The organism is Actinomycetota bacterium (assembly GCA_030682655.1).
Taxonomy (GTDB): Bacteria; Actinomycetota; Coriobacteriia; order Anaerosomatales; family JAUXNU01; genus JAUXNU01.
This window is the reverse complement of the sequence record JAUXNU010000097.1, coordinates 1-16498: the sequence shown is the minus strand read 5'-3', so window position 1 is coordinate 16498 and position 16498 is coordinate 1. Positions and strand designations below refer to the sequence as shown.

The 16498-nt window shown below is 63.7% G+C and carries 14 protein-coding genes; 7 read left to right on the top strand and 7 right to left on the bottom strand.

The annotated features are described in order from the left end of the window. Positions 1-192 precede the first annotated feature (192 nt). A complete protein-coding gene (locus Q8K99_05605) occupies positions 193-1533 on the bottom strand; it encodes an HD domain-containing phosphohydrolase (GenBank protein MDP2182032.1) in 1341 nt (446 codons plus the stop codon). Between the two features lie 203 nt (positions 1534-1736). Here Q8K99_05605 and Q8K99_05600 point away from each other — a divergent pair, with 203 nt between their 5' ends. Further along, entirely contained in the window at positions 1737-3167 is a 1431-nt protein-coding gene (locus Q8K99_05600; GenBank protein MDP2182031.1) for a histidine kinase N-terminal domain-containing protein, read from the top strand. Next, positions 3167-3736: a response regulator gene (locus Q8K99_05595; protein ID MDP2182030.1), complete on the top strand. Its 570-nt coding sequence runs from the start codon at positions 3167-3169 to the stop codon at positions 3734-3736. The genes Q8K99_05600 and Q8K99_05595 overlap by 1 nt, the downstream gene beginning before the upstream one ends. On the opposite strand, the gene Q8K99_05590 is transcribed toward Q8K99_05595, so the two are convergent. After that, a complete protein-coding gene (locus tag Q8K99_05590; protein MDP2182029.1) occupies positions 3733-4596 on the bottom strand; it encodes a metallophosphoesterase in 864 nt (287 codons plus the stop codon). The genes Q8K99_05595 and Q8K99_05590 overlap by 4 nt on opposite strands. Positions 4597-4752: 156 nt before the next feature. Between Q8K99_05590 and Q8K99_05585 the strand changes: the two genes are divergently transcribed. The 5 genes from Q8K99_05585 to Q8K99_05565 all read left to right on the top strand — a co-directional run bounded on the left by Q8K99_05585 (position 4753) and on the right by Q8K99_05565 (position 10506). Further along, entirely contained in the window at positions 4753-5364 is a 612-nt protein-coding gene (locus tag Q8K99_05585; GenBank protein ID MDP2182028.1) for a hypothetical protein, read from the top strand. A 183-nt stretch (positions 5365-5547) separates the two neighbouring features. Next, entirely contained in the window at positions 5548-6879 is a 1332-nt protein-coding gene (locus Q8K99_05580) for a heterodisulfide reductase-related iron-sulfur binding cluster (GenBank protein ID MDP2182027.1), read from the top strand. A gap of 142 nt (positions 6880-7021) precedes the next feature. Beyond that, the gene (locus tag Q8K99_05575; GenBank protein ID MDP2182026.1) at positions 7022-8158 is read left to right on the top strand and encodes a glutamine amidotransferase family protein; all 1137 of its coding nucleotides are present in this window, start codon (positions 7022-7024) and stop codon (positions 8156-8158) included. A gap of 2 nt (positions 8159-8160) precedes the next feature. Continuing rightward, a complete protein-coding gene (locus Q8K99_05570) occupies positions 8161-9672 on the top strand; it encodes a glutamate synthase-related protein (protein ID MDP2182025.1) in 1512 nt (503 codons plus the stop codon). 12 nt (positions 9673-9684) lie between these two features. After that, positions 9685-10506 carry a hypothetical protein gene (locus tag Q8K99_05565; GenBank protein MDP2182024.1) on the top strand — a complete coding sequence of 274 codons (822 nt, stop codon included), beginning with the start codon at positions 9685-9687 and terminating at the stop codon, positions 10504-10506. Positions 10507-10538: 32 nt separating this feature from the next. On the opposite strand, the gene Q8K99_05560 is transcribed toward Q8K99_05565, so the two are convergent. The 5 genes from Q8K99_05560 to Q8K99_05540 all read right to left on the bottom strand — a co-directional run. After that, a complete protein-coding gene (locus Q8K99_05560; GenBank protein MDP2182023.1) occupies positions 10539-11612 on the bottom strand; it encodes a response regulator in 1074 nt (357 codons plus the stop codon). Positions 11613-11614: 2 nt separating this feature from the next. Then, positions 11615-11998 carry a response regulator gene (locus Q8K99_05555; GenBank protein MDP2182022.1) on the bottom strand — a complete coding sequence of 128 codons (384 nt, stop codon included), beginning with the start codon at positions 11996-11998 and terminating at the stop codon, positions 11615-11617. Continuing rightward, positions 11995-14007, bottom strand: coding sequence for an ATP-binding protein (locus tag Q8K99_05550; protein MDP2182021.1), 2013 nt, complete (start codon positions 14005-14007; stop codon positions 11995-11997). The genes Q8K99_05555 and Q8K99_05550 overlap by 4 nt, the downstream gene beginning before the upstream one ends. A gap of 16 nt (positions 14008-14023) precedes the next feature. Beyond that, entirely contained in the window at positions 14024-14470 is a 447-nt protein-coding gene (locus Q8K99_05545) for a response regulator (protein ID MDP2182020.1), read from the bottom strand. Then, positions 14470-16498: PAS domain S-box protein (locus Q8K99_05540; protein MDP2182019.1), on the bottom strand; the 2029-nt coding region annotated here is incomplete at its 5' end. The genes Q8K99_05545 and Q8K99_05540, both read right to left, overlap by 1 nt.

The window sequence follows — 16498 nt, the reverse complement described above, 5'->3', positions numbered from 1 at the left end:
CGTCCGGGTGATTATACTCAAATCGCAACGTGGTTCGGATGCAAAGTCGCCTGTGCCTTCACTCCGGACAAATGAGGACCGCACGGAGGGGCGCAATAGGGAGTCGTTCCTGGCGTGGGGAGGTTGCGTCTCCGCGCGGTCCTGTGTGCGTCCAGGCTGGGTGCTTGGAGCATGTCAAGTCATCCTGCGATGTCAGACGCATACAACCTTCGCGGTGTTTTCCGGTGCGGTCGCCCTTGCCGCCTGCGCGCAACCGCGTTCGTCAGCAAGCGTCTTTAGGAGCGCTCTCACGACCTCGGCATCGTACAGGTACCCAGCCTGCGCGGCGATTTCACGTGCCGCAGCGTCCGGAGTGATGGGCTCCCTCGATTCGCTGCGGGGTCGAATGAGCGACTCGTACGCATCGCATGCGGCGATGATGCGGGCAGCGAAGGGTATCTGAGTGCCGGCAATACGATGGGGAAATCCCGAGCCGTTCATGCTCTCGTGATGATAGCGGACGGCTTCCTGGACGGTGTGGGGGAGGTTGGCTTTCGCCACGAACTCTGCGCCTAGGTCCGGGTGGCTGGCGAGCGCTTTCCACTCCTCTTCCGACAGCAGTCGGTGGGGGTCAAGGAGGTGATCGGGCAGATCGAGCATGCCTACGTCCATTAGGATCGAAGCGGCGCGTAAGTCGACAAGGTCGCCGCCGGTCAGTCCAAACCTCATACCCACGGATACGGCGTGGGCGGCGACACGGGTCGCGTGATCGGCGTACTTGGGTACGCGCTTGTCGATGAGGTGCGAGAGAGTTCGCAACGTCCCGCCGAGCTGCTCCCGCGTTTCGGCAAGCAGCATTCTGTTCTCCATGGCCAGCTCCAGCACTCTGCCAATGAGGCCCAAGCCGTCGACATGCTCATCGGCGAAGCGCCCGGACTGCCGCCAGAGGCAGAGAACGGCGCTGAGGCGGCCACGGATGCGCAAGGGGATCGACAATGAAGCTGATTCGCCACCGCTCTGGCCCACGGATACGGGCTCGCCTGTGCGGACCGCCGCGAGTGAGGCCTGGACCATGGCGGAGTTTGCCTGGTGCGTGTCCCTGGGATCGCGGACGATTATGTTAGATTCGTCGCTCACGAGGGCAGCGGCGTCGGCATCGTAGTGCTCGAGCGACGCGCGCAGGACCTGATCGACTGCGTTGCCATGCTCGAGCATTCCGGCAATCGCCGCCACTTCGTGGGCGAAGGCGAGGCGCTCGTAGCTTGCTACGACATCGTCCCGCGCTTTCTCAAGGCTGGTGTGGGCGTCGATGAGTTCGCCGCGCAAGTTGCGGTGCTGCTCGGCCATGTAGGCGATGACGGCAAGCAGAAGACCGATCGCGCCCAGGGTAACCAGCGGGTAGTCGAGGATGAGCGGTTGAGCCATGTCCAGGCCGGTGAGCACCGCGTACGCGAGCACGATCACCATGCCGAGTAGAGCGATTGTGATCACCGATGACAGCGCGTTGAGCTGGACATCGCGCCGAAGGAGCCCTCTGAGATCCTGTTGGTCCACGGATTCTCCCCGTGCCAGTATTATGCTCTCGTATATGACATCGTCCGTGGGAGACAAAAGGTTAGGAACACGCGATAAACGGTCGCACCAGCCAAGGGAAGCTGCTGGACGGCCATCGGCCACGATAAGCGGTTCTCAGCAAGCCTGGCCTGACATGGCGATGTCGCGCAACCGTATACGGCATCCTGCCCTATACTCACGCTATGTCAGATGCAGCGCACACCGACACGAGCACTCCAGGGGGAACCGCCGAGCACATTGCCGGTGTAGCCGCGAATCTTCAGCTCATCGCGGACATGGGCTACGGTGATGTCGCTCTGGCCATCCACGTGTCCCCGGACAGCTTGCGGGTGGTCGCCGACGCCCGGCCGATGACCGCGATCGCAGCGGTTGCCTCGACCCGCGTGGGCAAGACGTTGCGGCGTGAGGACGAGCCCGAAGCCTATGCCGCCTATGGCAGGGGAGAGATCGTCACCGGTGAGCGTCGGCGCATCACGCGCGGTATCTCGTTCGGGACGATCGCGTACCCTATCGGTTCGGGTGATCGCCCCCGTGCGGTTCTCGTGCGCGACATCGCCCAGCAGGTACTTGAGGCACCCGGAACGATGGAGACGCAGTTCATGCGCGCCGCCGAGGACGTCATCGCGGTCCTTGGCGACGGTCCCTTGCTCGACGCTCGCACGGACATGCCCTACTCGACCTTCCGCCGTGCCGGCGATGGCGTGATGCGTATCTCGCCGGATGGATCGATCATCTACGCGAGTCCCAACGCCGTGAACATCATGCGGCTCGCGGGAGTCGAGGGTGCACTGGCCGGCACGTCCGCGACTCTTCTTCCGGGTTCGGCCGAGGCTATCGTCCCCGTGTTGCGCGTGCGAGCCGCGCTCAACACCGAGGTTGCGGTACACGAGCGTGTCCTTGGCTACCGGACGCTTGGGCTCGGCTCCAGCGTGCTGGTGCTCATGGAGGATGTCACGGAAGCTCGGCTCCGCGAGCAGGAGATAAAGGTCAAGGAAGCGACCATCCGCGAGGTTCATCATCGCGTCAAGAACAACCTGCAGACTATCGCCAGCCTGTTGCGCATCCAGGGGCGTCGCGCTGAGAGTGAGGAAGCCCGTCGCGCGCTTGCCGAGGCGACGGAGCGTGTCGCCTCGATGGCGGTCGTGCACGAGATGCTCGCCGGTTCGACCGCGGAGCGGATCGACTTCACCGAGGCTGCCAAGACGGTCGTCGACATGGTGCGCCAGGGACTTGCGGGCGACAGCCCCGACGTGAGCGTGACGGTGAAGGGCACCACAGGGGATGTTCCGGCTCAGATCGCGACCTCCCTCGCGCTTGTGGTCGCAGAACTCGTTCACAACGCGATAGAGCACGGAATCACCGGGCTTGCCGATGGCGCGGTCACCGTCGACATGCGGCGGCTGAGCGGGGAACTCGTGCTAACCGTGCGGGACAACGGCTCCGGACTACCCGACGGTTTCGACCTGAGCTCCTCGGCCAACCTGGGCCTGGCCATCGTGCGCACCATCGTCGAAGACGATCTGCGCGGCACGCTTTCATTCGGTCGCGGACCCGGCACGACCGTGACCGTCCGTGTCCCGCTTGTACCGACACCTGCCGAGGAGACCGCCTGATGCGAGTGCTGATCGCCGAGGACGAAGCCCTCATCCGCATGGACCTCCGCGAGATGCTTGAAGAGGAGGGTCACGAGGTCGTCGGGGAGGCCCGAACAGGCACGGAAGCCGTCGCCATGACCCGCGAACTGCGACCGGATCTGGTGTTCATGGACGTCGAGATGCCGGAGATGAACGGGATAGACGCGGCGCGCATCATCGGCGAGGAAACGCTTGCCCCCGTGGTGATGGTCACCGCCTTCTCCCAGACCTCCTATGTTGAGAGCGCGAGTGCGGCTGGCGCGATGGCCTATCTCGTCAAGCCGTTCACCAAGCACGACATCGTGCCCGCCTTGTCGGTCGCTGTGTCCCGCTTCGCCGAGGCCCGCGCACTTGCCGAGGAGGTCGCCGACCTGTCCGACCGACTCGAGACGCGAAAGGTCCTCGACCGGGCCAAAGGCGTGCTGATGAGCCGGGGGATGACCGAGCCCGAGGCGTTTGGGCGCCTGCAGCGGCTTGCGATGGACAAGCGCCGCTCACTTCGCGACATCGCCGAGGCGGTCCTGCTGGCGGCCGAAGCCGAGGACTAGAGCCCGTTTCGCGGCGGCGGCGAGACCGAATCCAACGTGCGGCCGGTCGGCCCCGTTCCGATCGGGCGCCGTGTAGCCGCGGGCATACGCGGATAGGCGAGTCGGCGCGGCTCGTGATCCCCGCGCGACGCCCTGATCTCGACGATGACCTCGTCCGGCGTGATCTCGATCATGTTGTACGAGGGGGGAGTGAAGCCGCGCGTGCGCCACGTCGAAGCGGTCCCGCTCGTGACGATGAGCATGCCTGCGGTCGGCCACACGTACGGCACGTGCTTGTGGCCTGCGACGACGAGATCCACGTTGTTCTCGGCCAGGATCTCGAGAACCTCGCCGGCGTCCCACACGACGTTGCGCTCGCGTCCCGTGCCGGGAATGCTTACCAGGTGATGGTGTAGGGCGACGAGCTTGAAGCCGTCCGCCTCGGCGAGGTGTTCCCGCAGCCAGCGGTGACGATGTCTCCCGATCTCGCCGTCGTCGAGGTCCGGCTTGCTCGAATCCAGGCCGATGACGCTGATGTTCTGACTGACCCCGGTGTCGCAGTCGATCTTGAACGAGAAGTCCCAGGTGCGGTACCGGTCGCCGAACGACTGCTCGAACAGCTCGTAGCCGACCTTGCGGGCATCGTGATTGCCGATGAGAACGGCGACATGGGGGCAAGCGAGCCGGTCCAGGTATTCGCGGGCTTCCCGGAACTCGTCCGGATAGCCCGAAGCGGTGAGATCTCCCGGCACGATCACGAGGTCGGGCTCATCGGCGTTGATCGCGTCGATGATCCCGCCAAGGAGCTCCACATCAAATCGCGGGTCTCCGCAGTGGATGTCTGAGAACTGCGCGAGTTTGAAGCTGTCTGCTCGTGCCACGATTCGGCCCCGTTCCCTTCTCGCTCGGGGCCCCGGTGGCCCGTCGCACGCCGCTCTGGTGAGTTCATTCCCGACGGGGGCACCACACTCCTGCTGGACGCGCCGCGAGTGTGGCACGCTATACTCGTGGCTACTCACGACGTCGGGGGTAGCCGCGTGGTCAAGGAATTCCTTCTGGATCAGCTGTGGTCGGCTCTGCTCGTCATCTCCGCACTCTACCTGCTCGACTACCGGCTCTCGGTCGTCGGCCAGCGGCTGTTCCGGCAGGGAGCGGACTGCCACTACGATCTCGGCGGGAGCTACGAGCTCAACACGCCGTTCATCGCCGACATCGAGGCCGGTCGCCTCGTCAGTCCGCGGCACCTCCTGGCACTCCTGCGAATCTGGGTTGTTCTCGCGGTCGCATGGTGGTTCACGGTGCGCGCGGGACGCATGGTTTCGTTCTACGCGGGGGTCCTCGGGTTCTTCGTGCTCACTCAGATGCCGGTATTCATGCGGCATGCGCAGAACATCGTGCTGTTCTCGTTCGTGGCCCGGCGTGGGGGCATCGAGGGCCGCGCGCGCGCCGAGCGATGGCTCGACCTGAAGCTCTCGGGCGTGCTGTTCTGGTATTTCACAGCCGTGTTCCTGCTGCTCTGGGGGCTCCTTGGCGAGCCGTTATTCGCGGGCGGTGCGCTCGGGACACTGCTGGCCGGCGCGCGGTTCTGGATCTTTGGCGGGGAAGCCGAGGAGAGCGAGACGGGTTCCGCAGCTGGCGAGGACCAGTAGCCGACGCACTAGCGTGTTTCCTCCGTGTTTCGCCCGCGCTTTCCGGTAGGCGTGCGATTTGCTATACTTCCTCCACCGGCACAACGGTGTGCTGGAGACATACGTACCGAGCAATGACGCTCGCCGACCCCAACGGGTCCGGCGGGCTTTTTCGTTTCTGGGCGAGAGAGGAAGGGCGGACCGATGAAGGAGTTTGCGGTCTTCTGGGGATGCACGATCCCCGCGCGGTTCCCGTTCATCGAGAAGGCCACGAGAATCGTGATGGACGACCTCGGGGCTCATATCCATGAACTCGAGGGCCACACGTGCTGCCCTGAGGGCACCCTTGTGAAGGCCAATGACGAGAGCGCCTTCTACACGGCCGCCGCTCGCAACCTCGCCCTCGTGGAGAAGGCGGGACTGAGCGTGGTCACGCCGTGCAACGGCTGCTACTCGACGTTCAAGGAAGCCTCCAGCCACCTCAAGACGCAGTGGCGCGAGAAGGACGCGATCAACGAGCGGCTTGCGCGCGAGGATCTGCACTACAGCGGCGACCTCACGATCACCCATTTCGCCGAGTGGCTTATCGACGAGATGGGCACCGGGCTCGTGGCGGCGAAGGTCACCCGGCCGCTTTGGGGCATGCGCATCGCCGTGCACTACGGCTGCCACCTGCTCCGCCCTCAGCCGGCCGTGCGCTGGGACGACCCGCTGCACCCGACCAAGGTCGAGTCGCTCATCACCGCTCTCGGCGCGCGCGTCATCGACTATTCGACCAAGATGCAGTGCTGCGGCGGGGCGCTCGATCGCGTCGGCGAACGCGAGGCGTCGCTCGCGTTCGCGCGTCGGAAGCTCACTGAACTCCAGAGCGAAGAGGTCGACGCAATGGTGGTCGTGTGTCCGAGCTGCTTCCAGCAGTTCGACCTGAACCAGGCCGCTCTCCAGCGCGCACGCGAGGACATCCATGTGCCGGTGCTGTACCTGTCAGAGCTGCTTGCGCTTGCCTACGGCCACGAGCCGGAGGAGATCGGGCTGGACATGCACCGCGTCAGCGTAGACCCGTTCCTCGAGCGCTGGGGTTCGCGCACCGCCGATAAGGCCCAGCTCGCGGAACACTTCGACGTGGCGCTCCTTGGCAAGTGTTACTCGTGCGAGGCATGCAAGGACGACTGCCCGGTGTGCAAAGTCGACACGACGTTCCAGCCGACCGAGATCATCGGCGAGCTCGTGCGCGGCAATCTCGATGCAGTGATCGCCGACAGCCAGTTGTGGAAGTGCCTGGAGTGCTACACGTGCCAGGAGCTGTGTCACTCCGACATCGGTATGGCCGAGACGTTCCGCAAGCTGAAGGAGCTTGCGATGGCGTCGGGCAGCGGTCCGGAGTCGGTCTCTGCCGCCTATGCGGAGTTCCTGAAGACCGGTGTCCTTGGCAAACCAAGGGAGTCCGCCCGTAAGAAGCTGGGGCTTTCCGCCCTTCCTGCGACTGGCGGGGACGCCGTCGCGAAGCTGCTTGCCGAGGACGAGGGAGATGAGTAGAGCGATGGACTTCAACCCACTTCTCGATCGCATGCCTAGCACGAAGCTGCCGACGTTCTCCGATCGCGAGGGCGTGTTCGGCGGCGAGCGTCCGGCGTACGCCGCGGAGGCCGCCAGCAAGATCCACGGCGGCTGCGGGCTGATGGGCATCTGCGACGAGTCCGGCACGCTTATGGGCGGCGAGGTCGCGATCCGTGCGATGGCAGTGCAGCGCGACCGGGGCAACGGACTGGGCGGCGGGTACGCCGGCTACGGCATATACCCTGAGTTCCCGGACCACTTCTGCTTCCACATGATGTACCACGACTTGAAGGCCAAGGAGGACGCCGAGGCCGTGTTCGACCAGTACTTCGTGGTCGACCTCGCCGAGCCCATGCCGACCCGCCCGGTCAAGGGCATCACGGACGCGCCGCTGCTATGGCGCTACTTCCTGGGTCCCGATCCGCACAAGCTCGAGAACTCGGAGATGAGCGCCGAGGACTACATCGTCCACACGGTCATGCTCATCAACTCGCAGATAGACGGCGCATTCGTCGCCTCCTCGGGCAAGAACATGGGCGCCTTCAAGGGCGTCGGTTTCCCCGAGGAGATCGGCCACTACTACCTGCTCGAGGAGTACCAGGGCCACACCTGGGTCGGCCACAACCGCTTCCCGACAAACACGCCGGGCTGGTGGGGCGGCGCGCACCCGTTCACGCTGCTCGACTGGTCGATCGTGCACAACGGCGAGATCTCGAGCTACGGTATCAATAGCCGCTACCTCGAGGCATTCGGCTACACGTGCTCGCTAGGGACCGACACCGAGGTCGCCGCATACCTCTTCGACCTCATGCTCCGGCGCCACAAACTGCCGCTCGAGCTCGCATGCAAGGCGCTCGCGAGCCCGCTATGGTCCGAGATCGATCGGATGCCTGCCGAGGAAGCAGCTGTCATGCGCAGTCTTCGTGCGGTCTACGGCCCGGGCATGCTCAACGGCCCCTTCGCGATCGTCCTTGGCTTCAACGGAGGCATGGTCGCCCTGAACGACCGCATCAAGCTCCGTCCTCTGGTGGCTGCCACCCAGGGTTCGATCGTGATGGTCGCCTCCGAGGAAAGCGCGATGCGCGAAGTCCTCGATTCGCCCGACCGCGTGTGGGCGCCAAGAGCCGGCGAGCCGGTCATCGCTCGCGTTGGCGGGATGGACTGGCCGATCCACGGAGACCTGCACCTGTCCGCTTCCGAAGTCTCGTGCGCCGTCACCGGCGTCGAAGACACGTGTGAGACTGTCGAGGTGAGCTAGAGATGCCGATCAGCCTCATCCAGCCTGAGTTCAAGGTCAAGATCGACTACGACAAATGCCACAAGTGCGGCCGCTGCGTGCAGCAGTGCGGCTGGGGCGTGTACTCGTTCAACGAGCGCCCCGTCCCTGACGACACCAAGTGCCGTGCATGCCACCGCTGCGTGACGTACTGCCCGGCGCACTGCATCACGATAAAGAAGAACGACCTGGCCTACCGCAGCAACGATCACTGGGACCCGGCGCTGCGCAAGGCCGTGTGGCGTCAGGCCGAGACCGGCGGCGTGATGCTGACAGGCATGGGCAACGACCGCCCGTACCGCAACATCTTCGACTACCTCGTGCTCGACGCGTGTCAGGTCACCAACCCGTCGATCGACCCGCTCCGCGAACCGATGGAGCTGCGCACGTACCTTGGCCGCAAGCCCGACAGCGTGGAGGTGGAGTCCAACGGCGCTGGTGGCTTTCGCCTCGCGGATGGTGCCGGGATCAGCAACAACATCAAGCTCGACACGCCGATCATCTTCTCGCCGATGTCCTACGGCTCGGTCTCGCTCAACGTCCATAAGTCGCTCGGCATGGCCGCCGAGCGCCTGGGCATCCTCATGAACACCGGCGAAGGCGGCCTGCACGCGGACCTCTACCCGTTCCAGGACAACGTCATCGTCCAGGTTGCCTCGGGACGCTTCGGTGTCAATCCCGAGTATCTCAACCGGGGCGCGGCTATGGAGATCAAGATCGGCCAAGGAGCCAAGCCCGGAATCGGCGGCCACCTGCCCGGCGAGAAGATCAACCGCGAGGTCTCCGAGACCCGCATGATCCCGCAGGGAACCGATGCGATCTCGCCCGCGCCGCACCACGACATCTACTCAATCGAAGACCTGCGCCAGCTCATCTACTCCCTCAAGGAAGCCACGGGCTACAAGCCGGTGGGCGTGAAGATCGCGGCCGTGCACAACGTGGCCGCGATCGCGAGCGGCATCGTGCGTGCGGGTGCCGACTACGTCTACCTCGACGGCTTCCGCGGCGGCACGGGAGCCGCTCCGCAGATCATTCGCGACCACGTCGGCATCCCGATCGAGATCGCGATCGCCGTCGTCGACCAGCGACTGCGCGACGAGGGCATCCGCAACCAGGCGTCGATCATCGCTGCCGGCTCGATCCGCTCCTCGGCGGACATGGCCAAGGCGATCGCGCTCGGGGCCGACGTCGTCGCGATCGGCTCGGCGGCCCTCATGGCCCTCGGGTGTCACCTGTGCCAGGGCTGCCACACGGGCTCGTGCTCGTGGGGCCTCACGACGCAGAAGCCGGAACTTACGCGGCGAGTCGACCCAGAATGGGGGGCCGAAAGGCTCACCAATCTCGTGCACGCCTGGAGTCACGAGCTGCAGGAGATCCTGGGCGCGTTGGGTGTCAATGCGGTCGAGTCGCTACGTGGTAGCCGTGAGCGGCTGCGCGCCAACGGTCTCGATGCGCAGACCTGCGAGATTCTCGGTGTCAAACCGGCCGGGATGTAGGGGAGGAGCGAGATGACAGCAGATACCAAGAGCGCCGGACCCCTTGAAGGCTACCTGCGGGTGGATCCGCAGGTGACCGTTGACGGCGATGTCACCACGATCGACGCGCAGAGCGTCTACTACCGCAACGTCAACGAGGCTGTCCGCCGCGCCATCTCGGATGGCGCCAAGACCGTGAAGCTGCTCAACGTGAACGGGCAGCGCTACATCGGGACCGGCATCCGTGCGGGCGGCGTTCGCATCGAGGTGCACGGAACGGTCGGCCAGGACCTGGCGATGTTCATGGACGGGCCAACGGTCGAGGTCTTCGGCAATGCGCAAGACGGCGTCGGCAACACGATGAACGCTGGCAAGGTGATCGTTCACGGCGATGCCGGCGATGTTCTCGGCTATGGGATGCGCGGCGGGTCCGTTTTCATCAAGGGCGATGTCGGCTACCGGGTCGGAATCCACATGAAGGCCTACGAGGGACTGCGGCCCGTGATGGTTTGCGGCGGGAAGTCGCGCGACTTCTTCGGCGAGTACATGGCCGGAGGGTTGCTCGTGTTGCTCGGGATGAATTCGCAGTTCGACGGGCCGCTCGTGGGGGGGTATCTCGCGACCGGCATGCACGGCGGCACGGTCTACCTGCGCGGAGAAGTCGAGCCGTGGCAGTGCGGCAAAGAGGTCGGCATCTTCGTGGCCGATGAGGAAGACATCGCGGAGTTGCGGCCCGTGCTCGAGGAGTACTGCGAGGCGTTCGACATGGACGTCGACGATGTGCTCTCGGTGCCGTTCACGAAGCTCGTGCCGATCAGCCACCGGCCCTACGGGAAGCTCTACACCTACGTGTAGGTGAGATGTCGGCTGAGTCGCTCTGCGCGCGCTCAGCCGACGTGTAGGTTCAGTTCCAGTAGTGTGTCCATGATGTCGTCTCGGGCGGCGACGAAAGCGTCAACTACCTCGGGGTCGAACTGGCCGTCGCTTTCGGAAACGATGAGAGTAAATGCATCTTCTGGCGTCATGGCCTCTTTGTAGGGCCGTTTCGAGCACACTGCGTCGAAGACATCCGCCACCGCCGCGATGCGTCCGGCCAGGGGTATCGTCTTTCCTGCGAGACCGTTTGGGTAACCGGCCCCGTCCCACCGTTCGTGATGGGTCCCCGCTATAGTCTCGGCCAGCTGCAGCAGCTCAGAATCGGAGCCCGAGAGCAGGTTGACGCCTATCTCGACATGCGTTTGCATGATGCGCCACTCCTCCGTGTTCAACTTCCCGGGCTTCAAGAGTACGGCGTCTGGGATGCCGATCTTGCCGACGTCGTGCATGGGTGCTGCCCTTAGGACCATGTCGTTGAATGCCGCAGGTTGTCCCATCTGACTTGCGATGATGGCGGCGCAGTGGCTCACTCGCTTGACGTGCGCCCCGGTATCGTCGTCCCTGTATTCGGCTGCACGGGAGAGTCGGTAGATGGTGTCCAGGGATGCCACCTCAAGTCGGTCGAGCGCGAACTGGAGCTCTTTCGTTCTGTTCGTGACCGCCAACTCGAGTTCTTCTTGGTGGTGACGCATGTAGTCGTTGTACGCTTTCACCTTGAGGAGCGATCGGACCCGTGCGGTCAGTTCCGTCGGCTCCACGGGCTTCGTGAGGAAGTCGTCTGCACCCGCCTCCAGCGCTCGTACGCGATCCTCGACATCGCTTAGCGCGGTGACCATGACGATCGGGATGTGGCTTGTCTCCGGCGAGTCCTTGAGTATCCGGGCGACCGAGAACCCGTCGAGTTCGGGCATCATCACGTCGAGGAGTATGAGGTCCGGGCTGTCACTCCGGGCACGGGCCAGCGCCTCCTCTCCGTCGGCCGCGACGAGAACCTCGTGACCCATGGCGCCTACCCTGGCCTCAAGAACGCCGCGGAGGCGCTCCTCATCGTCGACGATGAGGACCTTGCGTCTTTCTTCCTTCACGTTCACGTCCTCCCGTCCTCAGCCGAGGAGAGAAAGCGCTGCACGATCTTACGAACAACGGCAAGGTCGACGGGCTTTGACAGGTAATCATCGAATCCGGCCGCGAGGAGCCGCTCTTTGTCGCCGTCCATCGCCAGTGCGGTGACCGCTATGATGGGAACGGCACGAGTGGCAGGGTTCTGTCTGAGCACAGACAGCGCTTCGACGCCGCCCATGTCGCCTATCTGTATGTCCATGAGTATCAGATCGGGCGTCGTGGACAGGGCCAGTTCGATCGCCTGCTCACCGCTCTCTGCTGCCTGGGTGGTGTGGCCCTCGGCTTGGAGCACGTCGCTGAGGAGGGCGAGGTGTCCCGGGTTGTCGTCCACGATCAGTATCGTGCTCATGGCGTGTCTACGATTCTGGCGCTCAGGATCTCAAGCAGCCCTTCGGGGTCGCGTCCTTCGTCCGGGGACACGGCTATCGCCCAATGCCAGGGCATTGCGAGGGTCGTTTCGAGTGAAACGGCGATTCTGCGGCATGCTGTTTCGGCGTCTTGTCGGCCAATGTCGGTGAGAAGCAACGCATATCTCTCGCTCGCGATTTCGAGAACGAGATCGCCTGCTCGTTTGCCGGACTCCAGACCCTGCAGCAGGGCAACGTGGTCGACCGGTGCAGATAGGTCGAGGGGCTCGAACCGGCAGAGGCACACGTGATCGTGGTGCGAGATGAAGGTCTCGATCGTGTCGAGAGGCCCCTCGTTCGACGCCTCCTGCTCCGCTGCTTCCTCCGTTGGCTCGTCCTGGCGCTTGAGCGGTATGGCGAAGGAGAAGGTGCTGCCCTTGTCGATGCCGGCGCTCTCCAACCACGTTCGTCCTCCGTGCAAGGCCACCATCTGCGCGACCAGTGGCAAACCCAGTCCCGTGCCGGCCGTCTTGTCGGAGTAGTCGCTCCGGACCTGGTAGAACTCCTCGAAGATGGCCTCTTGTTGCTCGGGAGCGATCCCGATTCCGGTATCGACTACGGAGACCACGATCTCGTCGCGCTCGATCCGCGCGCTGACAATGTTTCTCCCGTCGCGCGGTGTGAACTTCATCGCATTGGACAACAGGTTGAACATCACCTGCTTCAACATGCGCTCATCGGCTGTGAGGAGTACCGCCTGTGCGTCGGGGCCAAGCTCCAAAGCCAGCGCCACTCCCTTCCTGAGGCACTGTTCTCTGACCATGTTGAGGCTGCCCTCCAGCAGATCTGCGAGACGAACCTGAGATGGTCTCAGCTCCATCTTGCCGGCCTCGATCTTGGAGAGGTCGAGGATGTCGTTGATCAAGGAGAGCAGGTGCCGCGCACTTTCCAGGATGTAGCCGACCTGTTCCTGCTGCTTGAGGTTGAGATCTCCTAGGAGCTGCTCCTGCAACAGCTGCGCGAACCCGATGGTGGTTCCGAGTGGTGTGCGCAACTCGTGACTCATGTTTGCGAGGAATCTCGATTTCGCCACGTTCGCTGTCTCCGCCGCCAGTCTCGCCGCGTCGAGGTCCTGTTCGGTTTGCTTGCGGTCGGTGACATCCATCGACATGGTGATGACAAGTCTCCGGCCGCTCGAGTCTCGACCGAGTGGTGCGGACTTGAACGCCCATGCCCTTGTGGCGCCTTCGTGTGTCGTGATCGTGTCCTCGCCCTCCTCGATCGGCGCATCCGACTCGAAGAGATGCTTGATGTTTGAGCGCACCATGTCCTTGCGCGAGCCGTAGGCCTTCTCGGTCCAATCCTCGATTGTCGGGATGTCGGCTGACGAGTAGCCCGTGGTCTGCTGCCAGCACTCGTTGACCACCAGGACCTGGCCATCCTCGGCATGCAGCATGATCGGGAAAGGCGCGTATTTCAGCGCGTTCTCCAAACGTGTTTCAGCGTACCGCCGTTCTCTGGCCTCGTTCTCGAGCCTCTCGTTCATGGCTGCTAGTTCGGCGGTCCGCGAGAGCACCTTGAACTCAAGCTCGTCGTTGGCCCGGCGCAGTTCCTCCTGCGCTTCCCGATAGGCGGTCTGCATGCGGCTTTCCTCCAGTGCGCGGAGGATGGCGGAAGGCAGACTGGCTGTATGATCTTTCAAGACGTAGTCGCAGGCCCCGCGCTTGATGATCTGCGCGGCGAGCTCGTCGCCCAAGGTGCCTGAGACGAAGATCACCGGGATGTCGGGGAACCGTTCGCGTGCTAGCTCCAGCGCCGTCAATCCGTCGAATCCCGGGACGTTGTAGTCGAGAAGAATCACATCAGGAGCGCATGTTTCCAGTGCGGCGGTGAATGCATCTCGCGTGCCAACGGCCTCGACCGTGCAGTCCAGCTCGCCCTTCAAGACCGCCGCGATCAGCTCCTGGTCCATCGGGCTGTCCTCGAGGTGCAGAATCGTCAATCGTTCCATCGTCCATCCCTTGTGGTTATCGTGCGGTGTTGGGCGGTGGCTCGTTGACGATCGCCCAGAACGCCCCAAGCTGAGCGACCGCGTCGACGAACTCTGCGAAGCGCACCGGCTTGACGACGTACGCGTTCACGCCGAGCGAATAGCCCTCGATGAGATCACGTTCCTCGCGCGAGGAGGTGAGGATAACGACGGGCGTCATCTTGAGGTCGGGGTCGTTCCTGATCGTTCGCAGAGCCTGCATCCCGTCTACCTTCGGCATCTTGAGATCGAGCAGGATGACGGCGGGGTTGCCCCGCTCGCGATTCGCGTACTCGCCGCGCCGGTACATGTAGTCGAGGGTCTCCGCGCCATCGCGTACCCACACCACCTTGTTGGCGAGGTTGTGTTGTTCCAAGGCTGTCATGGTGAGTTCCGCGTCCTTGGGGCTGTCCTCCGCGAGCAGGATCGTTCGGACGTCGCGCATCATCTACCCTCTCCCTCTTCATCGTGGTTCTGGAAGGCCTGCTTCGTGCTTCCGGTCGGCAAGGAGAAGTAGAACGTCGCTCCCTGGTCGACGGCACCTTCCGCCCACGTCCGACCGTCATGGCGGGTGACTATCCGTCGCACGTTGGCAAGACCGATTCCCGTGCCTTCGAAGTCCGTGGCGTTGTGCAGCCGCTGGAACACACCGAACAGCTTGTCTATGTACGCCATGTCGAACCCGACGCCGTTGTCCCGAACGTAGATCACAATCTCGCTCCCGTCCAGGTACGCTCCTACCTCGACCCGGGGGTTCTCCCGTGGTCCGGTGTACTTGACGGCGTTTCCGAGCAGGTTCGCGAGCACCTGACGCATCATGGCCCAGTCCGCGTGTACGGTAGGCAGCTCGCCGACGACCCACTCTATCTCGCGTCCTTTCGTGCTGTCGTCCAGGCTGGCAATGCACTCCTGGACCATGTCTGCAAGATTCAGCTCTTCGAGGGACAGCGCTGCACGGCCCATGCGGGAGAACGCCAGCAGGTCGTCGATGAGGGTTCCCATCTCGCCGGTCGACTCCGCGATCATCGCCAGGTAGTGCTGGCCACGTTCATCGATCCGCTCGCCTGCGGTCTGCTTGAGCAGGTCCACGAACCCGGAGATGTGGCGCAGGGGGGCCCGGAGGTCATGGGAGACCGAGTACGTGAAGGACTCCAGCTCCCTGTTGGCCTCTTCCAGTTTCTCCTCCGCGATCTTGCGCTCGGTGATGTCACGTGCGGCCGCGTAGATGAGGTCGCCGACCGGATGCGATCTCCATTCGATCCAGCGATAGGACCCGTCCTTGGTCCGATAGCGGTTCGCGAAGTTGACCACGTCTTGCTGCTCGGACAGCGAGTCTATGGCCTGAAGGGTACCGTCGACGTCGTCGGGGTGGACGTAGTCGAGGAAGACGTTGCCTTCGAGTTCTGCGATGGGATATCCGAGGACGTGCTCCCACTCGGGGTTCAGTTTGACGAAGTGACCGTCGACGTCCGCGATGCACAGGAGGTCGAGGTTCGTCGTGAAGAAGGCGTTCAGCTCCTCTGTGCTCTTACGCAGATCCTCTCGCATCTGTGTCGTCTGGGTGACGTCGCGAACGATGTCGGACATACCGACCACCGCGCCGCAATCGTTGCGGACGGGAGACAGGGTGACGGCGACATCGATACGACGGCCCTCTTTGGTCACATGCGACCGTCGCAGATGCTGTACCTCGCCCTCTGCCAGGGTGAAACGCCAGGTGGATGGGGTGTCGTCTTGCGACTCCGAATGTAGCAGTATGGACAACGGTTGCCCGATCACCTCGTCAGACGCGTAGCCATACATGCGCTCTGCGGCGGCGTTCCAGCTCGTGATCGAGAGGTCGGGCGCTACTCCTATGATCGCGTCGCCGGTACCTTCGACGATGCTTGCCAGCCTAGCATTGGACTTCTCGAACTTGCGTTTCGCGCTGTCTTCGGCGTTCAAGCGGCTGGCTGTCAGAAGGACGATGACGCCCATTGCCCCAACGCTGGTGGTTGTCATCAGGGCGACGCCGAGCGTGGTGTCGATGAAACCTGCACGCTGGGCGAGCAGTCTCAGCCAACCGATGACCACCAGGATGATGATGACGAACGGCATCAACCGCCGTGCCATGACGCTACCGGCGCGCCTGCCCCTGAAGGAGGCCATCCACCCAACATCCGCTCGCGCAGCTAGAACGGCAAACGCGAGCAGCATGAATGTCAGCGCGGTGTTCACCGCCATCGGTGTGTAGAGTGCGACGCGAGACAGTCCCTCTACGGCGTAGAGATAGCCGATTACGGCTACGCTTCCGACAAGCAACGCGGCCGTAGCCAGGGACTGCGCGAGAGACGGGTGCCGGTCGAATACGAACGGCAACAGCGAGAGCCCGAGGAGCATGAAACAGACGGCCGTCGTGGGCGCCATCTGGCCCGAGCTGTAGGAGGTTCCCGACGTGAGCAGTCTGACGAGGGCCGGGCAGATTCCGAACTCG